This window comes from Vibrio ponticus (assembly GCF_009938225.1).
Lineage (GTDB): Bacteria > Pseudomonadota > Gammaproteobacteria > Enterobacterales > Vibrionaceae > Vibrio > Vibrio ponticus.
Window position 1 is genome coordinate 1,462,779 of record NZ_AP019658.1, and the last position, 19,590, is coordinate 1,482,368.

17 protein-coding genes and 1 pseudogene are annotated in these 19,590 nt (G+C 42.0%); 4 read left to right on the top strand and 14 right to left on the bottom strand.

The window, feature by feature from the left end:
* Positions 1-48 precede the first annotated feature (48 nt).
* The 4 genes from GZN30_RS20725 to GZN30_RS20740 all read right to left on the bottom strand — a co-directional run bounded on the left by GZN30_RS20725 (position 49) and on the right by GZN30_RS20740 (position 1,900).
* Complete coding sequence (locus GZN30_RS20725; RefSeq protein ID WP_075649157.1) at positions 49-462, bottom strand: GFA family protein; 414 nt, start codon at positions 460-462, stop codon at positions 49-51.
* A gap of 51 nt (positions 463-513) precedes the next feature.
* Complete coding sequence (locus GZN30_RS20730) at positions 514-753, bottom strand: hypothetical protein (protein ID WP_075649158.1); 240 nt, start codon at positions 751-753, stop codon at positions 514-516.
* A 70-nt stretch (positions 754-823) separates the two neighbouring features.
* Complete coding sequence (locus GZN30_RS20735) at positions 824-1,486, bottom strand: hypothetical protein (protein WP_075649159.1); 663 nt, start codon at positions 1,484-1,486, stop codon at positions 824-826.
* Positions 1,487-1,585: 99 nt separating this feature from the next.
* Positions 1,586-1,900 (bottom strand): helix-turn-helix transcriptional regulator, encoded by a 315-nt coding sequence (locus GZN30_RS20740; RefSeq protein ID WP_075649170.1) that lies wholly within the window; start codon positions 1,898-1,900, stop codon positions 1,586-1,588.
* Between the two features lie 138 nt (positions 1,901-2,038).
* On the opposite strand from GZN30_RS20740, the gene GZN30_RS20745 reads away from it, so the two are divergent.
* Together GZN30_RS20745 and GZN30_RS20750 are read left to right on the top strand one after the other, a co-directional pair.
* On the top strand, positions 2,039-2,359 hold the full coding sequence (locus GZN30_RS20745; RefSeq protein WP_075649160.1) for a hypothetical protein: 321 nt from the start codon (positions 2,039-2,041) through the stop codon (positions 2,357-2,359).
* Between the two features lie 261 nt (positions 2,360-2,620).
* Positions 2,621-4,534: a methyl-accepting chemotaxis protein gene (locus tag GZN30_RS20750; RefSeq protein ID WP_075649161.1), complete on the top strand. Its 1,914-nt coding sequence runs from the start codon at positions 2,621-2,623 to the stop codon at positions 4,532-4,534.
* 60 nt (positions 4,535-4,594) lie between these two features.
* Here GZN30_RS20750 and sigZ read toward each other — a convergent pair whose 3' ends face one another.
* Positions 4,595-5,167 carry an RNA polymerase sigma factor SigZ gene (sigZ, locus tag GZN30_RS20755; protein ID WP_075649162.1) on the bottom strand — a complete coding sequence of 191 codons (573 nt, stop codon included), beginning with the start codon at positions 5,165-5,167 and terminating at the stop codon, positions 4,595-4,597.
* Entirely contained in the window at positions 5,151-5,447 is a 297-nt protein-coding gene (locus GZN30_RS20760; RefSeq protein ID WP_075649163.1) for an ArsR/SmtB family transcription factor, read from the bottom strand. The genes sigZ and GZN30_RS20760 overlap by 17 nt, the downstream gene beginning before the upstream one ends.
* Before the next feature lie 625 nt (positions 5,448-6,072).
* On the opposite strand from GZN30_RS20760, the pseudogene GZN30_RS20765 reads away from it, so the two are divergent.
* Positions 6,073-7,050: pseudogene (locus GZN30_RS20765) on the top strand (IS481 family transposase).
* 82 nt (positions 7,051-7,132) lie between these two features.
* Here the strand turns inward: GZN30_RS20765 and GZN30_RS20770 are convergent.
* The 6 genes from GZN30_RS20770 to GZN30_RS20795 all read right to left on the bottom strand — a co-directional run bounded on the left by GZN30_RS20770 (position 7,133) and on the right by GZN30_RS20795 (position 14,275).
* Complete coding sequence (locus GZN30_RS20770; RefSeq protein WP_075649164.1) at positions 7,133-9,271, bottom strand: peptidase domain-containing ABC transporter; 2,139 nt, start codon at positions 9,269-9,271, stop codon at positions 7,133-7,135.
* Between the two features lie 43 nt (positions 9,272-9,314).
* On the bottom strand, positions 9,315-10,550 hold the full coding sequence (locus GZN30_RS20775; RefSeq protein WP_232060575.1) for an HlyD family secretion protein: 1,236 nt from the start codon (positions 10,548-10,550) through the stop codon (positions 9,315-9,317).
* A gap of 328 nt (positions 10,551-10,878) precedes the next feature.
* On the bottom strand, positions 10,879-11,598 hold the full coding sequence (gene lepB, locus GZN30_RS20780; RefSeq protein WP_161987129.1) for a signal peptidase I: 720 nt from the start codon (positions 11,596-11,598) through the stop codon (positions 10,879-10,881).
* A 65-nt stretch (positions 11,599-11,663) separates the two neighbouring features.
* Entirely contained in the window at positions 11,664-11,897 is a 234-nt protein-coding gene (locus GZN30_RS20785) for a hypothetical protein (RefSeq protein WP_075647969.1), read from the bottom strand.
* Positions 11,898-13,058: 1,161 nt separating this feature from the next.
* Positions 13,059-13,826: a class I SAM-dependent methyltransferase gene (locus GZN30_RS20790; RefSeq protein WP_161987131.1), complete on the bottom strand. Its 768-nt coding sequence runs from the start codon at positions 13,824-13,826 to the stop codon at positions 13,059-13,061.
* A gap of 17 nt (positions 13,827-13,843) precedes the next feature.
* Positions 13,844-14,275, bottom strand: coding sequence for a MarR family winged helix-turn-helix transcriptional regulator (locus GZN30_RS20795; protein ID WP_139312165.1), 432 nt, complete (start codon positions 14,273-14,275; stop codon positions 13,844-13,846).
* Positions 14,276-15,121: 846 nt separating this feature from the next.
* Here GZN30_RS20795 and GZN30_RS20800 point away from each other — a divergent pair.
* Positions 15,122-16,198, top strand: coding sequence for a permease (locus GZN30_RS20800; RefSeq protein ID WP_075647775.1), 1,077 nt, complete (start codon positions 15,122-15,124; stop codon positions 16,196-16,198).
* A gap of 99 nt (positions 16,199-16,297) precedes the next feature.
* On the opposite strand, the gene GZN30_RS20805 is transcribed toward GZN30_RS20800, so the two are convergent.
* Positions 16,298-17,536: a peptidoglycan DD-metalloendopeptidase family protein gene (locus tag GZN30_RS20805; RefSeq protein WP_075647776.1), complete on the bottom strand. Its 1,239-nt coding sequence runs from the start codon at positions 17,534-17,536 to the stop codon at positions 16,298-16,300.
* 170 nt (positions 17,537-17,706) lie between these two features.
* Positions 17,707-19,449 (bottom strand): gamma-glutamyltransferase, encoded by a 1,743-nt coding sequence (gene ggt, locus GZN30_RS20810; RefSeq protein ID WP_075652719.1) that lies wholly within the window; start codon positions 19,447-19,449, stop codon positions 17,707-17,709.
* Positions 19,450-19,590: the final 141 nt, after the last annotated feature.

A 19,590-nucleotide genomic window follows, 5' to 3' on the forward strand; every position in this document is an offset into this window, starting at 1 on the left:
CAAAACAGCGTCCTTAGCGACGCTGTTTTACTTTCTAAGGCTGACCGCCTAAGGTTGACCATCTAAGGCTTTAACGCCTTCAGGGATTTGATACCAAGAAACCTTTTCTTTTACCCACACATGCACCTTAGGTTCAAAGATAGAATCATCTTCAAGCGCGACCGGTTTAAGCTTGAGTTTGATCAGCTGAGGCTCTTGCGGATTGAGGTGGTAAATGCGGTTGCCACAACCCGTGCAGAACTTCGCGGCATTGATATTACCGCTGTCAGTTGGGCGACTCCACTCACCCATCTCGCCGCTAAATTCAATATCTTCTGCTTTCACTACCGCTGTCACGCTAAACGGCGCAGTCGCAAGCTTTTGACACTCTGTACAATGGCAAGCTGCCACCATCTGCGGTGCGGCTTTAAGTTGATAGGTTACCTGACCACACTGACATTTCCCTTCAATTGGGTAACTCATGACACTCTCCTTGTCTCTCACTATTTCGTGTAACTAAAGCTATTACTACAGCTATTGAAACTCTTCGCCCTTGTTGTCTAGCGTCATATGCTGACAATGAGAACACTGCTCATAGCGATCAATCAGATCCAATGAAGCTAATGGCGCACTCAAAGTGGCTGCGGAAAAGAAGCCAGACAAAAAAGCTTTAAACTGCTCTTTACGACTTTTGCCATAAGGTGAAGGTTTCTGTTTTATGATTTCTTTGTGCTCACATGTTTTTCCACAATTTGAGCAATAACGGACAGTCATAACACTACTCAATACAACAGTGATGTAAGTATCAGTTCAGCCTACAAATTCACGCCACAAAGATCAAATTTTAATCAGACTTATTCATTCGTTGATGATTGGGTTGATGATCGGATGGGTGACTGGATTGCTGATGAAACTGTTGCTGGTTAAGTTGCTGCATGATCACTTGCTGCTGTTGTGTACTCGACTCTAGCTCCTGAGCGGTAACTTGAATCGCTTTTGCCATTGAGGAGATGTTGGTGGTTGCGGTAACCAGTCCATGTTGCAATGGGCGTAAAACAAACCAATAAATGGCTGCCAGCGCAACCACCAGTAATAAACCAATCACCACAGCGACGATGATGATCTTAGTCTGTAAATCATCCATAAACTTCTGACTGGTTGATACCATCTTGGCACTGGTTTGATTGAACGCCGTTGGCAGTTGCTCAATCGACTCTCTTGAAAGTAATACCAATTGATCGAGATTTTCGAGAGTATGCCCAAGCACCTGCTTTTGCTGCTCAGTCAAATTGTCGCTTGTCGATATCTTCTCCAATGCGAGACCAATTTGATCTAGTGAACCTCTAGTCGCATCAAGAGAGCGCTCAATACCATCGAGTTCGAGTGATACGTTAACATTCACTAAGGAAGCAGAATCTTCAGTGTCAGACGCTTGCTCTGCCTTGGCAAGGCAGAGAGGAGAAGAGAGTAAAAATATCACTAGCCAAACGGCTTGTTGCCACTTCATTAATATTACTCCTAGCTATCGTCGATATATCAATGGTAGTGGCTTAAATGGACTAACGCTTAAAACAACTTTTACCGTGTGACCACAATGGTCACATCACTACTTTTTCGTCACTTGCATAATAAAACGCACCAGCATCGCTTGCGCTTCTGGGCTCAGTAAGCGAGCAGCAGCCAACAAATCAGCGTTGGTAAATGGCTGGATCTCTTTGACATCGAGTGCAATATCTAAATCGGTTAAGTTCAATGCACGGATGATCGAACGATATTGGGAAATCTTCATATCGGACTCTCCACGCTCAATACGCTGATAAGTCTTCAAACTCATTCCGGCGACATCCGCCATTTGCTGACGTGTTAACTTGGCAAGTTTTCTGCGGGTTGTAATCACTTGCACAATAGGATCTATCATAATCACTCCCCTAAACGGACATATTTGACCTAATAAAGGCAATAACTAGACCATGTTAACTAGGTGATGTTTACCCCGCCCCGCATCAACCCAAAATAGCCCAACTTTTTAATCACTTAGATGTGGAAACGTTGGCTAAGCATGGAAAAAGAAAAGAACAGCTTTGATGCAAGTTGCGAAAACGACCTTTGCAATTTGCAAAAAAACATAGCAGATCTGGTTGCATATGTGGAACTGAGAGCACTAAGCAAACAACAAGATACTCATACCGCGTTGAAGCAATCTCAATATCGCTTAATTAAGTACAAAGAGTTGCTGCTGCACGCAGAGCATCTCGATGAAACCGAACTACTTTTGATGTATACCGAGCTATCAAAAGTAGAAAAATCGACCGCCAAATTGGGCGTTGATGCCTTAACTATCACCATCGATAGATTAGACAAAGCGTTTCTAAATAACTAACACACACAAGCCGAGATTAAGCTCGGCTTGTATGTCATCCTCACCTTATCGCACTTACTGCCCCTCCCTCTTTGGTGAGCAAGGTGCAAATCACCACACTCTCCTACAACAGTTAGATCTCATTTTTTTGTAAAGAAATGAAACAACCTGCCGTTACCTTATGCGTATTGGAACTATCTACGAACGGATGACCGCCTATTAGGGTAAGCAGGCGAACCCAATCATCACCATATGACACGCTATAACAAGGTAGATGAACCAATGAAGTTGAATTCAATTAGCATCAAACAAAAGGTTGTTGCCGGGATCACTTTCGCTGTGCTCGCATCAACGATCATCATGGGCGTTCTTGCCTACAATCAATCTCGCAGTGTAATCGAGCACCATCTGATCGACGTGGAACTGCCATCACTGCTGGATGACATCAGCAGCCAAATCGATCGCGAAGTGAGCGAAATGCTACTCGCAGCGGAACAACTCACCAACAATGAGTTTATTAAACACGCTGTTGATGGCAATGAAATAGACACCACTACTCAAGCAATGTTGGTAAAAGAACTCAACAATGTTCGCCAGCAATATCAACTGAATGATGCCTCGGTGGCTAACCGCCAAACCGCGTACTACTGGAACCAAAATGGCTTCTTACGCCAACTGAATCAGCAGCAAGATGGCTGGTTTTTTGGTTTCACCCAATCAGGCAAACAGACCTCTGTGAGTATTTTCCAAGAGCCGACTGGTGAAGTGAAGATGTTTGCCAACTTCCAATTAGTGCATGGTCTAACCATGGCGGGTCTATCAAAATCGATGGACGACATGGTTTCTCTGCTCAACAACTTTAAAATTGAGCAAACTGGCTTTGTGTTTCTAACCGATGCGCAAGGTGCGGTAAAAATTCATCGCGATCGCTCGATGGCAGACTCAACACTTTCTCGACTCTATGGCGCCAACGCGACCAATTTGCTTAATAAGCACCACTTCAATTTGATTGAGGCGGATTACCAAGGGCAACGCGTATTCGTTTCTAGCGCTTATGTGCCATCAATGGATTGGTATGTAGTTGGCGTAGTGCCAGTAAACGAAGTATTCGCAGACCTTGCCGATGTTGCGAAAGAGATGGTGATGACAACGGCGGTTATCGCCGCAATCTTTATCTTTATGGGTTTACTGTTAGCCAATAGCATCACGCGTCCAATTCGTTCTCTTGCACAACGTTTTAGCGACCTTGGCAAAGGTGACGGCGACCTGTCACAACGCATTGAAGTGAAAAGTCGTGATGAAATCGGTCAGCTTTCAGAAGGCTTTAACGGCTTTATTGATAAAATTCACCAATCGATGAAAGAAGTGGCGTTCACCAGTCATGCATTGCAAGTGGCGGCGGATAGCGTATCGGATCGCGCTCACTCTACACACGATAATAGCCAACAGCAGCATGACCAAACCATTCAGTTAGTCACCGCGATTAACCAGATGGGGGCAACCATCAGCGAAATCGCGTCTAACGCAGCTACAGCCGCTGAAACAGCAACTCTTGCGTCAGACAACACCCAAGTGGGTCAAAGCGTTGTAAACACCGCCAAAGAGGCGATAAGCCGCTTAGCGTTGGATATTGATAACACAGGTCAGGTGATTGAGCAGCTTGCATCAACCACTCAAGAGATCGGTTCAATTCTCGATGTGATCCGTGATATTTCCGACCAAACCAACCTACTCGCTCTGAATGCAGCAATCGAAGCGGCGCGCGCAGGCGAACAAGGTCGTGGATTTGCCGTCGTTGCCGATGAAGTACGCAATCTAGCCAGCCGCACAGCATCATCAACCGATGAAATCCAAAAGATGATTAACCAGCTACAAAGCGATGCGAAAGATGCCGTAATGGCGATGGAAGCAGGTAAAGCGGTGACTCATGAAGGGGTTGCGTCATCTGACGAAGCGGTTGATGTGCTGCGCAGCATTTCAGAACGCATCCACGATATTTCGGATCGCAATACGCAAGTGGCGACGGCAACAGAAGAGCAATCGACCGTGGTTTACACCATCAATAGCAACATTGATGAAATCAATGCGATTAACTCAGCCACCACCAGCACCGCTGAAGAGTTGGCGCTAGCCAGTGCGGAACTTAAAGATCTATCACAACGCCTAGACAGCATGGTGGGTAGCTTTAAGCTGTAACTCATTATCTAATACAGGTATGTTTTGATGTAGCAAAGCCCCGCTTTTTAAGCGGGGCTTTTAGCAATGGGAACACCCTTTGCCTTTTGGATAGTAGTCGACCACGTTACCGTGTTTGTCTAACTCGAGCTCACAGCACTCTTCAAACAGCTTTTTCAGCTCTGTGCGGCTCTTTTGCACGCGAGATTTCAGGGTGGAGTAGCTAACACCTTGCTGCTCAGCCAACTCTTTTTGACTCACGCCCTCTAGCTCAACACTACCGAGAAGTTCAGCACTCGAGTCAGGTAGAGCCTGAATAAATGGCGCAATGCAATTTGCCAGTTCTTGCTCAACACTTTCTGGAGCTTGTTCAAACCACAAATCATCCGCTTGAAGATCACTATCACGCTGAGTACGAGCACGCTTGCGATAAAAATCGATGATGGTTCGCTGCGCCAACTGGAATAACCAAGACTTCACACTGGATTCGCTTTGTACATCCGCCAAGCTTTGATAGGTTTTTATCAAGATCTCTTGTTGCAAGTCCTCAACATCTGCCTCATTGGCGACTTTGCTGTGCAAAAACGCCTTTAACGAATGCTGATACTGACGCCAAACCTCATCAAGATTCAGCGAATTACTGACACTTTTCATCTGCACAACACTCAGCTTGCAGAAAGCCAATCACACCTTCCAAACACTGATATTCAGCGACACAGAACAGGGTGCGACCTTCGCGACGTTGACTAATCAAACCAGCAGATGCCAAGCTCGCAATATGGTGTGATAGCGTTGAACCTGGGATATCCAACTGCTCTTGTAAGCCACCTACTGCAATACCTTGATGACCCGCTTTGACGACGCTTTTGTAGATCGACAAGCGAGTCGGATGCCCAAGCTCTTTAAGGGCTTTAGCAACGCATTCTAGTTCCATTGTGTTCTCCGATTTTCGATATATTTCCACAATAGTCGAAATGTCGTTTAAATGCAATCTTAAAGCGTGGGGTTGTTTGTTGTGGGACTAAAAGTAGGGCATTTTCGCGAAGGCGGAAATCTCGGTTTTGATCGGTCTAGTGGGTTAGTTGGTCAAGAGGTTATGTCCCGCTTAAAAGTCTGTCGATCACTTTAGCTCAGTGTCAGCGGTCCAGTTACTCTTTGTCTTACCAAAGAGTAACCAGAAAGGCGCTTTTGTATAGCACGCGTTGTCCAGCCAGTTTTAGGCGTTCCCGACGCCGAAAACCTAAAAATGCTATCCTGCATTTTTGCTTATTGTAGTGGTTGTATTGGCTAAATCGTTTTTGGGCATAAGTTTGTCAGCGATTTTGCTAAATTAGAAAACTACGGATTAGGTTGGGTATGGAAAAGTGACACCGCATTAAGGTTTGAGCAACGCTATCACGAAACTAAACCTTACCACCGTAAACACGAAACCCAACGATTCAATAAAATAGAAAACACCAAGCGCCTAAAATCACTCTTAAATGCTTGCACGCGGCCTTATCTGAGACAGAATTGAGGTGTGTGATTCATAGACATCCTTTTAACTATACTGGGTGTCTATGGACAGAGAAATCCAACAGAGACTACAGTGGGTAAAAATGTATGAGGAATGTGGTGGCGCAGGTCTCGTATGTCGACGCTGTGGTATTTCCAGACCAACATTACGCAAGTGGGCTAAGCGATATAAGAAGAGTGGAATAGCTGGTCTGGAAAGCCAGAGCAGACGCCCTCATTCATCTCCAGATACTAAAGTCACTGATGAGCTAAGAGCATTGATCCTTACGATGCGTGAGAAACGCAATTTAGGGGCGCGGCGTTTACAAACGGAATTAATCCGACTTCACCAAATGCACCTAAGCACCGCGACACTCCATAAAGTTTTATTTGAAGCATCAGTCAAATCCATCGTAACTTACCGGCGCAAAAAAGATTTCCAAAGATATGAGCGCCCAATTCCATGTGATAGAGTCCAGATGGACACATGTAAAATAGCGCCTGGAGTTTATCAGTACACAGCTATTGATGACTGCTCTCGCTATCGGGTTCTGAGGTGCTACTCTCGGCGCACAGCAGCAAATACTGTCGATTTTATTGATTGTGTCGTGGAAGAGATGCCATTTCCTATCCACCGTATTCAGACGGACAGAGGGCGTGAATTCTTTGCTGAGAAAGTCCAGAAACAATTAATGATCTATGGAATCATAGTTTCGCCCAAATAAACCAGGCTCACCTCACTTGAATGGCAAAGTGGAACGCTCTCAGAAAACAGATAAAAGTGAGTTCTATCCGACTATAGATGTCTCCGTGGGGCTGGAAGAGCTGGATCTGCTACTAGCTGAAGGCAACACTACTACAACTGGGAACGCCCCCACAGCTCGTTAAATAGGCTAGCCCCGATAGACAGGATTACTGAGATATCTGATCAAACTCCTTTGTCTGAAGAGGTATCTCAGCAATACCAGATCGAGAAAGAGCGGTTTCAAGAGCAGAATTACAAGCTTGATCTTCAGCTAAGAAAATTGAAACCATCTCTATGAATCACACAATTGAGACCACACTTTGTTCAGTCACCAAATATAAGGAACTAAATCATAATACAACATGTGCCAACGAATGGTTTCAATCATCATCAAAGCATAACTGAACAACTCTATCTGCAGATGCTATTGTTTCAGGTCTATGTGCGATTAAAATGCGTGTAATATTTAGGGCTGTTATATTCTCATTAATCTCTAGTAGTGTTTTTTGGTCTAGATTACTCGTTGACTCATCTAATAACAAAACATCTGGGCTTCCGTAAAGAGCTCGCGCTAGTAACACTCTCTGAATTTGACCACCGGATAGCGAACTCCCCATATCACCAACTAAAGTGTTAATGCCCATTGGAAGCTGCTCTAAAAAATTATCTAAACAGGCTACCTCGCAACACCGTTGTAAATGATGCTCATCATAGTTAGCATCAAACATCGTAATATTATCAAGTAGAGAACCAGACAGTAATGTGTCATCTTGCATAACCGTGCCTATCTTTGAGCGGTAATCGCTTAAATTGAAACGGTTAATATCAACACCATCAAAAGTGATATAACCTTGCTCATATTCCAATATCCGTAGCATTGCTTTCATCAGGCTTGATTTACCACACCCAGACGGACCTACGATGGCGACGGACTCACCGGGCATAACTTCAAAACTGATGTTTTCAAACACATAGTCTGAGTTTTGAGAATAACGTAATGAAAGATTGTTTACGCTAAGTTTGCCTTGGAGAGTTTGACCGACAGCAACGTAATCTTTATTATCATCCTCCTGTTTATGAAGTGTTATATCCGACAGTCTTTCTAAGTGTAAGCCTAAAAATTTAAAATCAAAAAATAGGTCAATCAGTTGATACACACTATTATTAAACATTGATTTATATGCGATGAATGCCAATAACATACCTACCGTTAGTGACTGTTCAATCACCGCTAGCGCCCCAAAATACAGAACGAAGATCATCTCCAAACCAGAGATGATTTTTATTAATGCAGCTTCAGAAAGATCTAGTTTAGCAAGTCTGATGCTAGAGTTGATTACATCGACATTTCGATTTAGCCACAGACTTGAACGATGGTTTTCTTGGTTATATAGTTTTATTGTTTGCATTGCTCTTAGTGTTTCTAAAAACGCTGATTGCTCCCTAGCCTCTTCATTGATCAACTCTTCTTGAATACGTCTGCTGGGAAAGTAAAAAGCCCATTGAATTGCAAAAGCCAATATCAATACAACTATAACTATGCAAGTTAGCAATGGCGAATACAGGAACATCATAACCAATATTAAAATCGCCATTAAGCCATCTACAACTACCTCAATAATCCCATTAGTTAGTAGTTCTTGTACATTTGATAATGATCCAAATCTTGATGAGATATCCCCAAAATGGCGCTTTAGAAAATAATCTATTGGAAGACGAATAAGATGATGAAATAAGTTCGCGCCCATTTGAATGCTAAGATTGTTGGAAATACGTATAACAACCCAAGATCGGAACGTTTGAACTGCTACCTGTAGAGCAACAATAATGCTAAAGGCTATAGCTAACACAAGCAAAAGTGAAGTATCGCTTGTCAATAAGACCTTATCTACTATCCATTGAGTGTAATATGGTGTGGTCAAAAGTAGGAACTGCAAAACTAACGAAATAAAGAGAAGTGAAGTGAGGCTTCTTTTTAGTCCAACCATATTCTTCCATAAGTCATTAACTTTCATTAGAATACGATCATCAACTTTCTTGAAAGTCGAAACTGGCGTTAATTCTAATGCGATACCTGTAAAATGCTTACTTGCTTCATCTAATGTTAAAATCCGTTTACCTACACCTGGGTCATTAATATAAATTCTATTTCTTTTAACTGAAGTTAGAACTACAAAATGGTCGAGATCCCAATGTAGGATTGCTGGAACTTTTAATTCGCCAAGTTCGTCAAGATCACACTTTAAAGCTCTGCTTGAAAGACCAAGTTTGCTCCCAACATCTGAAATATCATTTAAGCTCATTCCATGACTGCCAATATGGTAAATATTTCTTAAGGCAGGAAGATTTACTTTATGTCCAAAATAAGAAGCTATCATTCCCACACAAGCTAAACCGCATTCGGTGACTTCTGTTTGTAAAATGAGAGGCACAGAACGTGAGTTGGTAAAGGTAATGAGTTCATGAGGTTGTGTTCCGATTCTATTAGCTAAATCATCTTGATTGGTTGTTATGCTCATCCGTAATAAATATTCCAGTGTCGAGTGTCTTGTGGTTGATTCTTTACAATTTGCCTTTGATGGAGAAAATAGGTTCTAAAAACCACTCTAGTAGTGTCCTTTTCTCAAGGACGATATCTGCTTGAGCCAACATTCCAGCCTTAAGAGGAAACTGCTTCCCATAAGCAGTGATAGATTGCGAATCAATTTTTGCTTGAATTCGATACATAGCTTGATTGATATTAAGGGGGGAGTTTGTATCATTTGGTAATAAGATCGACTTATCAATATGTGAAACGGTTCCCTTTAAGAGTCCAAATTTTTGATATGGAAATGCATCAAATCTTACATTTATAGTATTTCCAGCCTCAATAAAACCAATAGAACGACTAGGCAATAAGAGTTCCAAGTGCAACGGTGAATCTATAGGTATAATACTTAGAATAGGTCTTGCTTGAGTGACCGGACTACCATTATTAACTCTAATGCCAGTGATGTAGCCAGCTTCAGGAGCTTTAGCAACAAATTCAAATTGATTATTCAATTGTAATAACTGCGATTCCAGCTCTGACACTTGACGCTCTAGCAATGCCATTTCCACTTCATGCGTATGAGGTAAACGAACAAGATTTGATTTAAGATTGTTGATCTCCATATCAACTTGTAATTTTTCCCCTTGAGAAACATTCAAAGCCACTTGAGTATCTAAATAAAGTTGATTAATCTCATCCAATGTAGATTTAGAAATATGACCATTTTCATGCAATTTTTTAGATTTTTGAAAATTAGAGCGAGACAGAATTAGTTTATTTTGATCTGTAAGTATTGTATTTTCAATTACTTTCTTTGAGTCTTCTAGCTTATTTATTTGAATTTCCAAGCCAACAATTTCACTTATATAAAGTTGGTTTTTAGCATTCACCTGGTGCTCTATAGATTCAATTTGGGATGTAATCTGGCTTATAAGTTCATCAGATAGCTCAATGCCATTGGTTAAACTTTCACTATTTCTAACTTTAACTAACATATCACCAGATTTTACTAACTCACCCTCAGATACTAAGATTTGGTCCACAACGCCTGTACGATTACTGTGAATGCGAACTGTACCTTTTTCTGGAACCAGGTAACCGGACACAGTCTCTTTACGCGCATATGTTGATGTACTCAATAAGTAGAATGCCGCAATTAGTAGGGTGAGTAAAGAAATTGCTATAATATGAGTTGAAAATGATTGTTTAATTATTACCTTACCCATATTTCTTTGTTTTTTATACTGATATATCTCTTCTCTAAACATATTAACCAAAGTATTAACCATCCCTAAACAAAGGTAAGAGGTTAAACTATAACTCCGTTTGCATATAACATAACTAATTTCAAAAACAAAAAACCAACCAAAAAAAACATTACATTAACCTCTGGTCAATAACTTATGGTGCATGTATTTTACATATGAAAATTAATAAACATTATGATCAACAAGAAAAAGTACACACAATTCTCCACTCCAAATATACACTCTAGTCAAAGGTTAGTCTTAAACTGGCATGTAAATAGGATATTCAAACTTAATAAAACGCACAGTGAAATATTTGATGTGATATGATTTTATAATCCGCTTCAATCTATAAATAACCTAATACTTTTGATTTTATCGCCATTCTATTTATATAAATCTCTTCAAATTCTCGTGAATCTATTGAGTTTACTGGATTATCACCCAAGACAAAATAACTTCCTTCAGGAATCTCAGTCATTAGGGTTCTCTGGTGTTTTTTATCAAGTATATATCCCACTAATTTACTATTAATATATATTCTATCTCCATCAATCTCTAACCTATCTTTAGGTAAACCAACCACCCTTTTCATATATGGAATATCTAAATCTCTTTCGAACGAAACCAGATCATCTCTACTTATTTGGTCTTGTTCGGATAATTTGATAAGAAAGATAATATTATCCTCTGAAACGGTAGGCTCCATACTTACCCCCTGTCCCTGCATAACTTCCAAAGTCGATACAGGAAATATGTATAGCATTAATAATAGGACTGTATTTAACCAAACTAGAGGATACTTAAACTCACTTGTATTTTTCGCCTTCACAGAGACAAAAAAACCGCTAAAAAATAAAAACATCACAATCAAAAACTGAAAGAACATTGAAACCAAAAATAAATCAAATGAAAAAAAATATTTATTATGGGATATTATAGAAGTTATACTGAGAAGAATAGCACAAATAACCCCATGTTTTTTATCATGCAGAGTAGCAATCAAACCACAACTGAAAACGTTAACAATAGCAGTTGTGAATTTTTTAACCAATGTGATAGCGAACAATTTATTTACCTAAAGATGCGTTCTATATTATAGAGGGTGACATAAATCACCCTCTGTTTAATTACCTAGTTTTCAATTAAGCGACCGCCACTTCCGCGTTGAGTTCGGCCTTCTCGCTTAGCATGGTCTGAGCGTCTTAATTTACGCAATTCTTTATCCTCATTACTATTTAGCTTTCTTGAATGAAAAGCAAGGCGTATCGGTTGTCTTTTAACAACTGCTTTTGCAACTGTTTTAACATCATCAAACCAACCGCCACCAACGACTAGCTTCGACTCATTAAGGCTTAACTCTTTCATGTTTTTGATTTCCCTGATTGAATTTAAAAGAACTATCTATTATCAATGATGCGCATCACTAGGACGCAAACATAACTTAAGTGAATATGTTTTCAATCATTATATTTATTGTGATTAATAAATTGTGAATCAAATTAAAGAAAGTCATGTTTTAAATGATAGTCATACCAAAAAACTCTTCTTATTCATTACTTGCCAATTAAACAATTGATAAATAATGGTTTTCTTTATTAGCAAACCATATACATAAGATATTACATTAGAGTGCCTCTGACCTTTCCCCTAGATTAGTACTACCGTCTCTATGAAATTTCTTATCTTCACGCCGATTGATTGGTTTAACATTAGTTATGTGTACGGACAATAATAATTTCATTGCAATTGAGGCATGAGAAAAAATATGGTAAATAGAATCACTGAGGATGGCAATGTTGAGTGTCACTGACACGAAAAGGGGCAAATCTGAGTTATAACCATGCTTCTATACTGGTCGCCCATTTACTTACAAAAAGACTCCTCTACACAGCCAAAAATATGCATCATCTTAGGTAAAAATGCAGGACAGCATTTTTAGGTTTTCGGCGTCGGGAACGCCTAAAACCGACCGGACCACACCAGCAGACTAAAGCGCCTTTCTGGTTACTCTTGGGGAAGACAAAGAGTAACTGGACCGCTTGCTGCGAAGCAAAAGAAACCAACAGACTACTAAGCGGGACATACCCACTAACTAAGTCACCGAATCAAAAAAACAAAAGCCAGATTCCCCGCCTTCGCGTGGAATGACAAAGTTTGAGTCTATCGTTCAAAAATACATGAGTAGCAAACCATAACGGCAAGACAAAGAGTAACTGGACCGCTTGTCGCAGAGTGAAAGAGAGCGACACACTACTAAGCGGGACATACCCACTAACTAAGTCACCGAATCAACAAAAAACAAAAGCTAGATTCCCCGCCTTCGCGTGGAATGACAAAGTTTGAGTCTATCGCTCAAAAGCGCATGAGTGGCAAATCATCATGGCAAGACAAAGAGTAACTGGACCGCTTGTCGCAGAGTGAAAGAGAGCGACACACTACTAAGCGGGACATACCCACTAACTAACTCGTCGAATAAACAAAAAACAAAAGAAACCAACACACTAACTCACAGCTAGTTCTGACCCACTAGGCGAGTTTGATTGCCTTGGTCGCCATACTACTTTTTATGTGTTTATCTAGAACATCGTCATGGCTGATGTCTTCATACATGCCAATGATTGCAAAGCCTGCTGCTGTTTGCCCGCCTATTTGTGTTTCAAGAGAATGACCATACTCGAGCGTATCATTGTTACTAATTCTTTCTTCAAGTTCAGCCTTGGATAGCTGCTCTATGTCTGAATACGGAATAGTGTTTGTGATTTTCAACTCACCTTTCTCCATACCTTTTAAGTCAAAAAGATACAGTAATGGGTTCACAAATCCTGATAGTAATAAACCACCCTTTTTTAAGACTCGATAACACTCTGACCAAACAAGATTGGGGTTTCCAATAAAACAGTTTGATATAGGATGAAAAACAATATCGAATGATTCGTCATCGAATATTGAAAGATCACACATATCTCTTTGAATTATTTCCATGCTGAGATTCTCTCTCTCCATGACCATTCTATCTTTGTTGAGTTGACCTAGACTCATATCCGTTACTGTGACATTTGCTCCCATTGCAGCGAATACCGGTGCTTGTTGTCCCCCACCAGAAGCGAGACATAGCAGCTTTTTACCTTTTATGGGCATATACCAATCAGAAGGTACTGGTTTGGAGTTAGTCAGAAGAACTTCTGCAATCCCATTTCTTGCGTCGTTAATTACGTCAGATGACACAGGTTGCTTCCACTCTTCAAACCCATCATCTTTGTCCCAAGCGGTACTGTTGTGCTGTGTGATGTCCATAGATCAATCAACCTCAATTATTTTTCTTTATACAGATTTCCAACAAACCCTAATATTTCACAAAATTTATCAAGTTCCTTTTGTGAATAAGCCTCTTTAAGTTTGGATTCCACCCAATCATCAGTTTGGTTGTATTGTCCTTTTTCGGGGAATGTTGCTAAGTTTGGGTGTAAATAGTGTTTTCTTTTATCACTACTACATTGAACTTTCTTGATTAGATTGAGCTTCTCTAAAGCATTTATTTTTTGTGTTACCGCTGGGCGAGCAACCATCAGTAAATCTGCGATTTCAGAAGCAGTGTACTTTCCTGGATAGCCCATAATAATGTCCAGATATAAGATGCTGTGGTAACTCAACTTGGATTTTTCTAAGGAACCATTCATGATTCTCAGGTCATTGATTGCCATATCATGGTAAAACCTATCAATGACTTGCGTTAAATTGCTCATCTTCACTTATTCTCAATCAAAAGTAGTTACTTTTGATTAACTATCTTGCTTTGAGGTGTTCTTGTCAAGCAATCGAACAACCAAGACTCATCAAAAAAACTAAGAAGCCAGATTCGCGCATTCACGACAACTGCAATGTTTCAGTTCAGCACTCAACTAGGTAAAAATGCAGGACAGCATTTTTAGGTTTTCGGCGTCGGGAACGCCTAAAACCGACCGGATAACACCAGCAAACTAAAGCGCCTTTCTGGTTACTCTTTGGCAAGACAAAGAGTAATAGACAACTAATCGAGACATACAGCAATACTCAAGCTCAGACAGAATCCAAAAACAAGATTCCGCGGTCACGAGAATGACAATGTTTCAGTTCAGCACTTAACTAGGTAAAAATGCAGGACAGCATTTTTAGGTTTTCGGCGTCGGGAACGCCTAAAACCGACCGGACCACACCAGCAGACTAAAGCGCCTTTCTGGTTACTCTTTGGTAAGACAAAGAGTAACTGGACCGCTTGTCGCAGAGTGAAAGAGAGCAACACACTACTAAGCGGGACATACCCACTAACTAAGTCACCGAATCAAAAAACAAAAGCTAGATTCCCCGCCTTCGCGTGGAATGACAAAGTTTGAGTCTATCGACTAAACGGGACATACAGCAATACTCAAGCTCAAACAGAACCCAAAAAACCACTATCCAACTGATTTTAAAAACAATCACCCTAAAAAAGACAAGTTTATTAGCTATCCCTAATAAAATTATTTCGAATTTTATCGAAATAACACTTGATCATTACCGAGATATTTCTATAATTCGAGAAACTTCGAAATTAAACTGAATTTGAGGCTCCTATGAGTAATGAATTGATGACAATGGCACGCGACGCCCTAGACATGTTCGCGTTTTTAGCGGTAGAGTTGATTATTCTATTCCTAGCAATCAGCTACATCGTAGGTGTGTTGCAAGAATTTCTAACCCCAGAAAAGATCCAATCGATCCTAAGTTCGCGAAACGGTAAAGGTTACTTTATCGCGGCACTATTAGGTTCTATTACACCGTTCTGCTCGTGCTCAACCATCCCTTTCCTAAAAGGCTTGCTACGTGCGCGTGCTGGTTTTGGTCCGATGATGGTGTTTCTATTCGCAAGCCCACTACTTAACCCAGTAATTATTGGTCTATTCGTAGTGACGTTTGGCTGGCAAGTGGCGTTGTTCTACTTTGCTATCGCAATGACAGTATCGGTTGTGGCGGGTTATGTGTTAGAAAAACTGGGCTTTGAGCGTTACGTAAAACCTGAAGCTTACGAATCTGCGAATGCATCAAGCTGCTCTAGCAAATCAAGCTGTGGCGATAGCAAACCAGCAGTAGAAGCGGCAACGTCTTGTTGCACTAAATCTGAGCCTGTACCTGCACCGACTAGCTGCTGCACAAGTTCAAAACCAGAGCCTGAAGTGAAAGTATCTTGTTGCTCAACTGACGGTACCGCGACTGCAACTATGGTTGAAACCAAACAACCAAGCCGTTGGATGCGTATTTGGCTTTCAACTTGGAAAGACTTTAAACAAGTACTGCCTTACCTAATGTTAGGTATTGCGATTGGCTCATTTATCTACGGCTTTATTCCAACTGACCTAATCGCGGAATACGCTGGTGCAGGTAAATGGTATGCGATTCCTGTAGCGGCTGTAATTGGTATTCCTTTGTACATTCGTGCTGAAGCGGTCATCCCACTAAGTGCAGCATTGGTACAAAAAGGCATGGCGTTGGGTTCAGTAATGGCGTTGATTATCGGTAGTGCGGGTGCAAGTTTGACAGAAGTTATCTTGCTTAAGTCTATCTTCAAGAACCAAATGATTGCGGCATTCCTAGTGGTTATTCTAAGTATGGCGATTGGCGCAGGCTTCCTGTACACAGTGATCTTCGGCTAAATGATTTTCGACTAAACCAGTTAATCCACTAGTCTTTCAAATTTCAAATCACTTAAGACAAAACAGCAACTCAATGAGTTGCTGTTTTTCTATCTCTATCTAACCTGATCTATTCTCAAGTAACCGTTGATCAAAGGCTTTAACCCTCGCGATAAAAGCAGGCTTATCAGCGTCAGACACTGATGAAGCAAGCGGCAGATCCGCTTTCATTGGGTCAACAGCGCGATTACGCACTAGCACTTCAAAATGCAGATGTGGTCCAGTTAAACGACCGGTCGCCCCAGACAGCGCAATTTTTTGACCGCGTTGAACATATTGCCCTTTCTTAACCAGAAACTTATCCAGATGCAGATAACGCGTTTTGTAGACACTGTTGTGCTCAATCACCAAATATTTGCCCGCATAAGGATGATTTCTCACCCCGATCACTTTGCCATCGCCGATTGAATATATCGGAGCGCCAACTGGGGTGGCGAAATCTGTACCATTATGTGGCGTCACCCTACCTGTGACGGGGTGTTTACGCTTGGGATTAAATGGTGAGGTAATTCGGCGATACTGCTTGTCAATTGGATAACGGTTAAACGCACGCTCCAAACTATTACCTTCGCGATCGTAAAACCGCCCGTCCTCTGCAAGAAAAGCCGCTACTTCTCCATGCGCTAGCTTAAATGAAATCGCTTGAATCTCACTGTTACCAGTCGCATGTTCGCCAAGATATTGCTCTTTGACTAATACATCAAAGCGATCCCCTGCCCTTAACGCGCGAGAGAAATTGAGCTTATCTTTCAATACTCGAGTTATGTTCGCGATCTGCTTAGAAGAAAGCCCAAGTTTATGTGCAGATAAGGAAAAGCTGCCATCAACACTTCCCGAATAAAGGTTCTCACGCCACGTCGAGGGAGACTCAGTAAATTGGTAACCAAACTCCCCATTTTGCTCCCGGCTATAAATGGCTTTCTCTACCAAACTAATATGGTAAGTCAGACTATTGAGTCGTCTTGTCTGTTTATCGAGTGAAAATTCTAAATAGTCACCCGGCTTAATGGTATCAAGTTGCAAGGTCGCATGGTCTACTGAGAGTATCTGCTGCAAATCTGTATAGGGAAGATTCCAGTCGGAAAAAATGCCACTGAGGGTATCGCCCACTTTTACAAAGTAGTGAACCCGTATTGGTTGATCCGATGCGGAACTATTCGCGGCTTTAGTGACAGGTTGATAAGCGGTGACTTTAATTGGTGCTGCAGGCTCTGGCTCAATCGGCTGCTCGGAAATAAGCGCTGCAACTGCAAATGCACTAAGCGCAACCGCTACTAATGTCAGTCTGATTTTGTTCATGGGTAAAAGCATTGATGATTTTTAGTTATGTTATAACATAACAATTAATCACCAAATCAGACAAATGTTAATTTGTAAGTCAGACAATGAGGAAGACTCACTGCTCCCTCATCCATTTATCCAAACCATTCGGTTCTTGATGCCCAAACCTAGCTTTCAGATCAACGTAATCAATCACCCAACACGATGCCTTCTCGCCTTGGATCAGCGCCACCTATCATCTGACCTTCGGTAAACACCACACCTTGCAGACCGGAATTCAAATCACGAATATCGACCTTGTAGCCCATCTCCTCAAGTGCCGGTTTAAGCTTCTCCGCGTCAGTACCTTGCTCCAAATCATAACTGCCAAAACGGTTGAGCATACGAGGCATATTGATCGCCTGTTGGATGTCCATGCCCCACTCAAAGTGGGCGATAAGCGTTTGTGCCACATACCCGATGATACGAGAACCGCCCGGCGAGCCCAGTGCCATATAGGGTTTGCCCTCTTTCATCACAATGGTTGGCGCCATTGACGAACGTGGGCGCTTGCCCGGCTCAACGCGATTGGCGATTGGGTAACCATTTTTGTGTGAAGCAAACGAGAAGTCAGTCAGTTCGTTATTAAGCAGAAAACCGTTGCTCATCACCCGTGAACCGAAGCCATTTTCAATCGTGCTGGTCATGGAGATAATGTTGCCCTGCTTATCAACAATTACAATATGGGTGGTACTTGGCAGCTCAATTGATTGGTCATCAGCTTGTGCAATTCGCTGGTTCCAAGGTGGATTGCCTGGTTCTACTTGCTCAAGAGCTTTACCCTGTTGAATCAAACGAGCTCTCTCTGCCAAGTAGTCAGGATCAAGCAAGCCATGCGGCATTGGGACAAAATCCGTATCAGCGATATAGCGCCCACGATCAGCAAAAGCTAAACGTGAGGCATCACCAATGATCTGCCAAGATTGTGGATCATCAGCGCCCATTTTGCTCAGATCAAAGTGCGCGGTGATGCCAAGGATCTGTCCGACAGTTAATGCGCCAGAGCTTGGTGGTCCCATGCCACATACTTGATACTGACGATATGGTGCACAAACTGGCTCTCGCTCGATAACTTTGTAAGTAGCAAAGTCCTCAACAGCCAGCGAACCGGGGTTATCCGTGATGCCTTGAACTTTGCTGACAATATCTTGCGCGATCTTGCCACGATAGAAGGCTTGCTCGCCCTCTTTCGCCAGTAATTCTAGCGTCTGAGCATACTCGGCATTTTTCAACAGGCTACCTTGCTGCAAAGGCTGTCCGGATTCAGTAAAAAAGTAACGCTTGGTATCTGGATAGCGGCTTAATCGCTCGTTATCACGCGCAATCGAGCTTGCTAAACGTTCCGAGACCTCAAAGCCATCTCTTGCAAGGTCAATCGCGGGCTTCAGCAAACTTGCCCATTGAAGCTGACCGTATTGGCGGTGAATGTCAGCAAGAAGCTTTACCGTACCTGGCGTACCGACAGAGCGCCCACCGACAACCGCATCAAAGAACTTAAGTGGCTCGCCGTTTTCATCCTGAAACAGCTCCGGTCTTGCGGCTAGCGGCGCAGTTTCTCGACCGTCATAGGTGGTGAGATGTTGCTTCTCAGCGTTGTAGTAAACCAGAAATGCGCCGCCACCTAAGCCTGAAGATTGCGGCTCAACCAAGCCTAATACGGTCTGCACTGTCACTAAAGCATCTGCGGCACTGCCACCGCTTTTCAACACTTGATAACCCGCCTCCACCGCCAACGGATGCGCCGCAGCAACCACAAATTCTTTGGCGGTCACGCTCTGTTTTGCATTGATTTGACTGGTGAGTTCAGGCGCGACACTGTCAGCAACATCAGCAGCAAATGTTAGGTTCGACAACAGTGCCAAACTTAATATCAGCAACGGTTTTTTACCCATGGTCCTCTTCCTTGTGAGCGCGGATACCTTGTAAACACTTTAGCAATGGCAGTAATACTCTGCTGATTTCTCGACCAAAATGGGGATCTTAAGGCAGTTTTTTCTGCCGTTAACTGCGTTAGCTCTGCTTTCTGCTACAAG

Coding starts and splice junctions, on each gene's coding strand:
- GZN30_RS20795 (WP_139312165.1), bottom strand. CDS start 14,275: ATGAGCAATTTAACGCAAGTCATTGATAGGTTTTACCATGATATGGCA.
- sigZ (WP_075649162.1), bottom strand. CDS start 5,167: ATGAAAAGTGTCAGTAATTCGCTGAATCTTGATGAGGTTTGGCGTCAG.
- GZN30_RS20770 (WP_075649164.1), bottom strand. CDS start 9,271: ATGAGCATAACAACCAATCAAGATGATTTAGCTAATAGAATCGGAACA.
- GZN30_RS20760 (WP_075649163.1), bottom strand. CDS start 5,447: ATGGAACTAGAATGCGTTGCTAAAGCCCTTAAAGAGCTTGGGCATCCG.
- GZN30_RS20745 (WP_075649160.1), top strand. CDS start 2,039: ATGGAAAAAGAAAAGAACAGCTTTGATGCAAGTTGCGAAAACGACCTT.
- GZN30_RS20805 (WP_075647776.1), bottom strand. CDS start 17,536: ATGAACAAAATCAGACTGACATTAGTAGCGGTTGCGCTTAGTGCATTT.
- ggt (WP_075652719.1), bottom strand. CDS start 19,449: ATGGGTAAAAAACCGTTGCTGATATTAAGTTTGGCACTGTTGTCGAAC.
- GZN30_RS20785 (WP_075647969.1), bottom strand. CDS start 11,897: ATGAAAGAGTTAAGCCTTAATGAGTCGAAGCTAGTCGTTGGTGGCGGT.
- GZN30_RS20775 (WP_232060575.1), bottom strand. CDS start 10,550: ATGTTTAGAGAAGAGATATATCAGTATAAAAAACAAAGAAATATGGGT.
- GZN30_RS20790 (WP_161987131.1), bottom strand. CDS start 13,826: ATGGACATCACACAGCACAACAGTACCGCTTGGGACAAAGATGATGGG.
- GZN30_RS20725 (WP_075649157.1), bottom strand. CDS start 462: ATGAGTTACCCAATTGAAGGGAAATGTCAGTGTGGTCAGGTAACCTAT.
- GZN30_RS20735 (WP_075649159.1), bottom strand. CDS start 1,486: ATGAAGTGGCAACAAGCCGTTTGGCTAGTGATATTTTTACTCTCTTCT.
- GZN30_RS20730 (WP_075649158.1), bottom strand. CDS start 753: ATGACTGTCCGTTATTGCTCAAATTGTGGAAAAACATGTGAGCACAAA.
- GZN30_RS20750 (WP_075649161.1), top strand. CDS start 2,621: ATGAAGTTGAATTCAATTAGCATCAAACAAAAGGTTGTTGCCGGGATC.
- GZN30_RS20800 (WP_075647775.1), top strand. CDS start 15,122: ATGAGTAATGAATTGATGACAATGGCACGCGACGCCCTAGACATGTTC.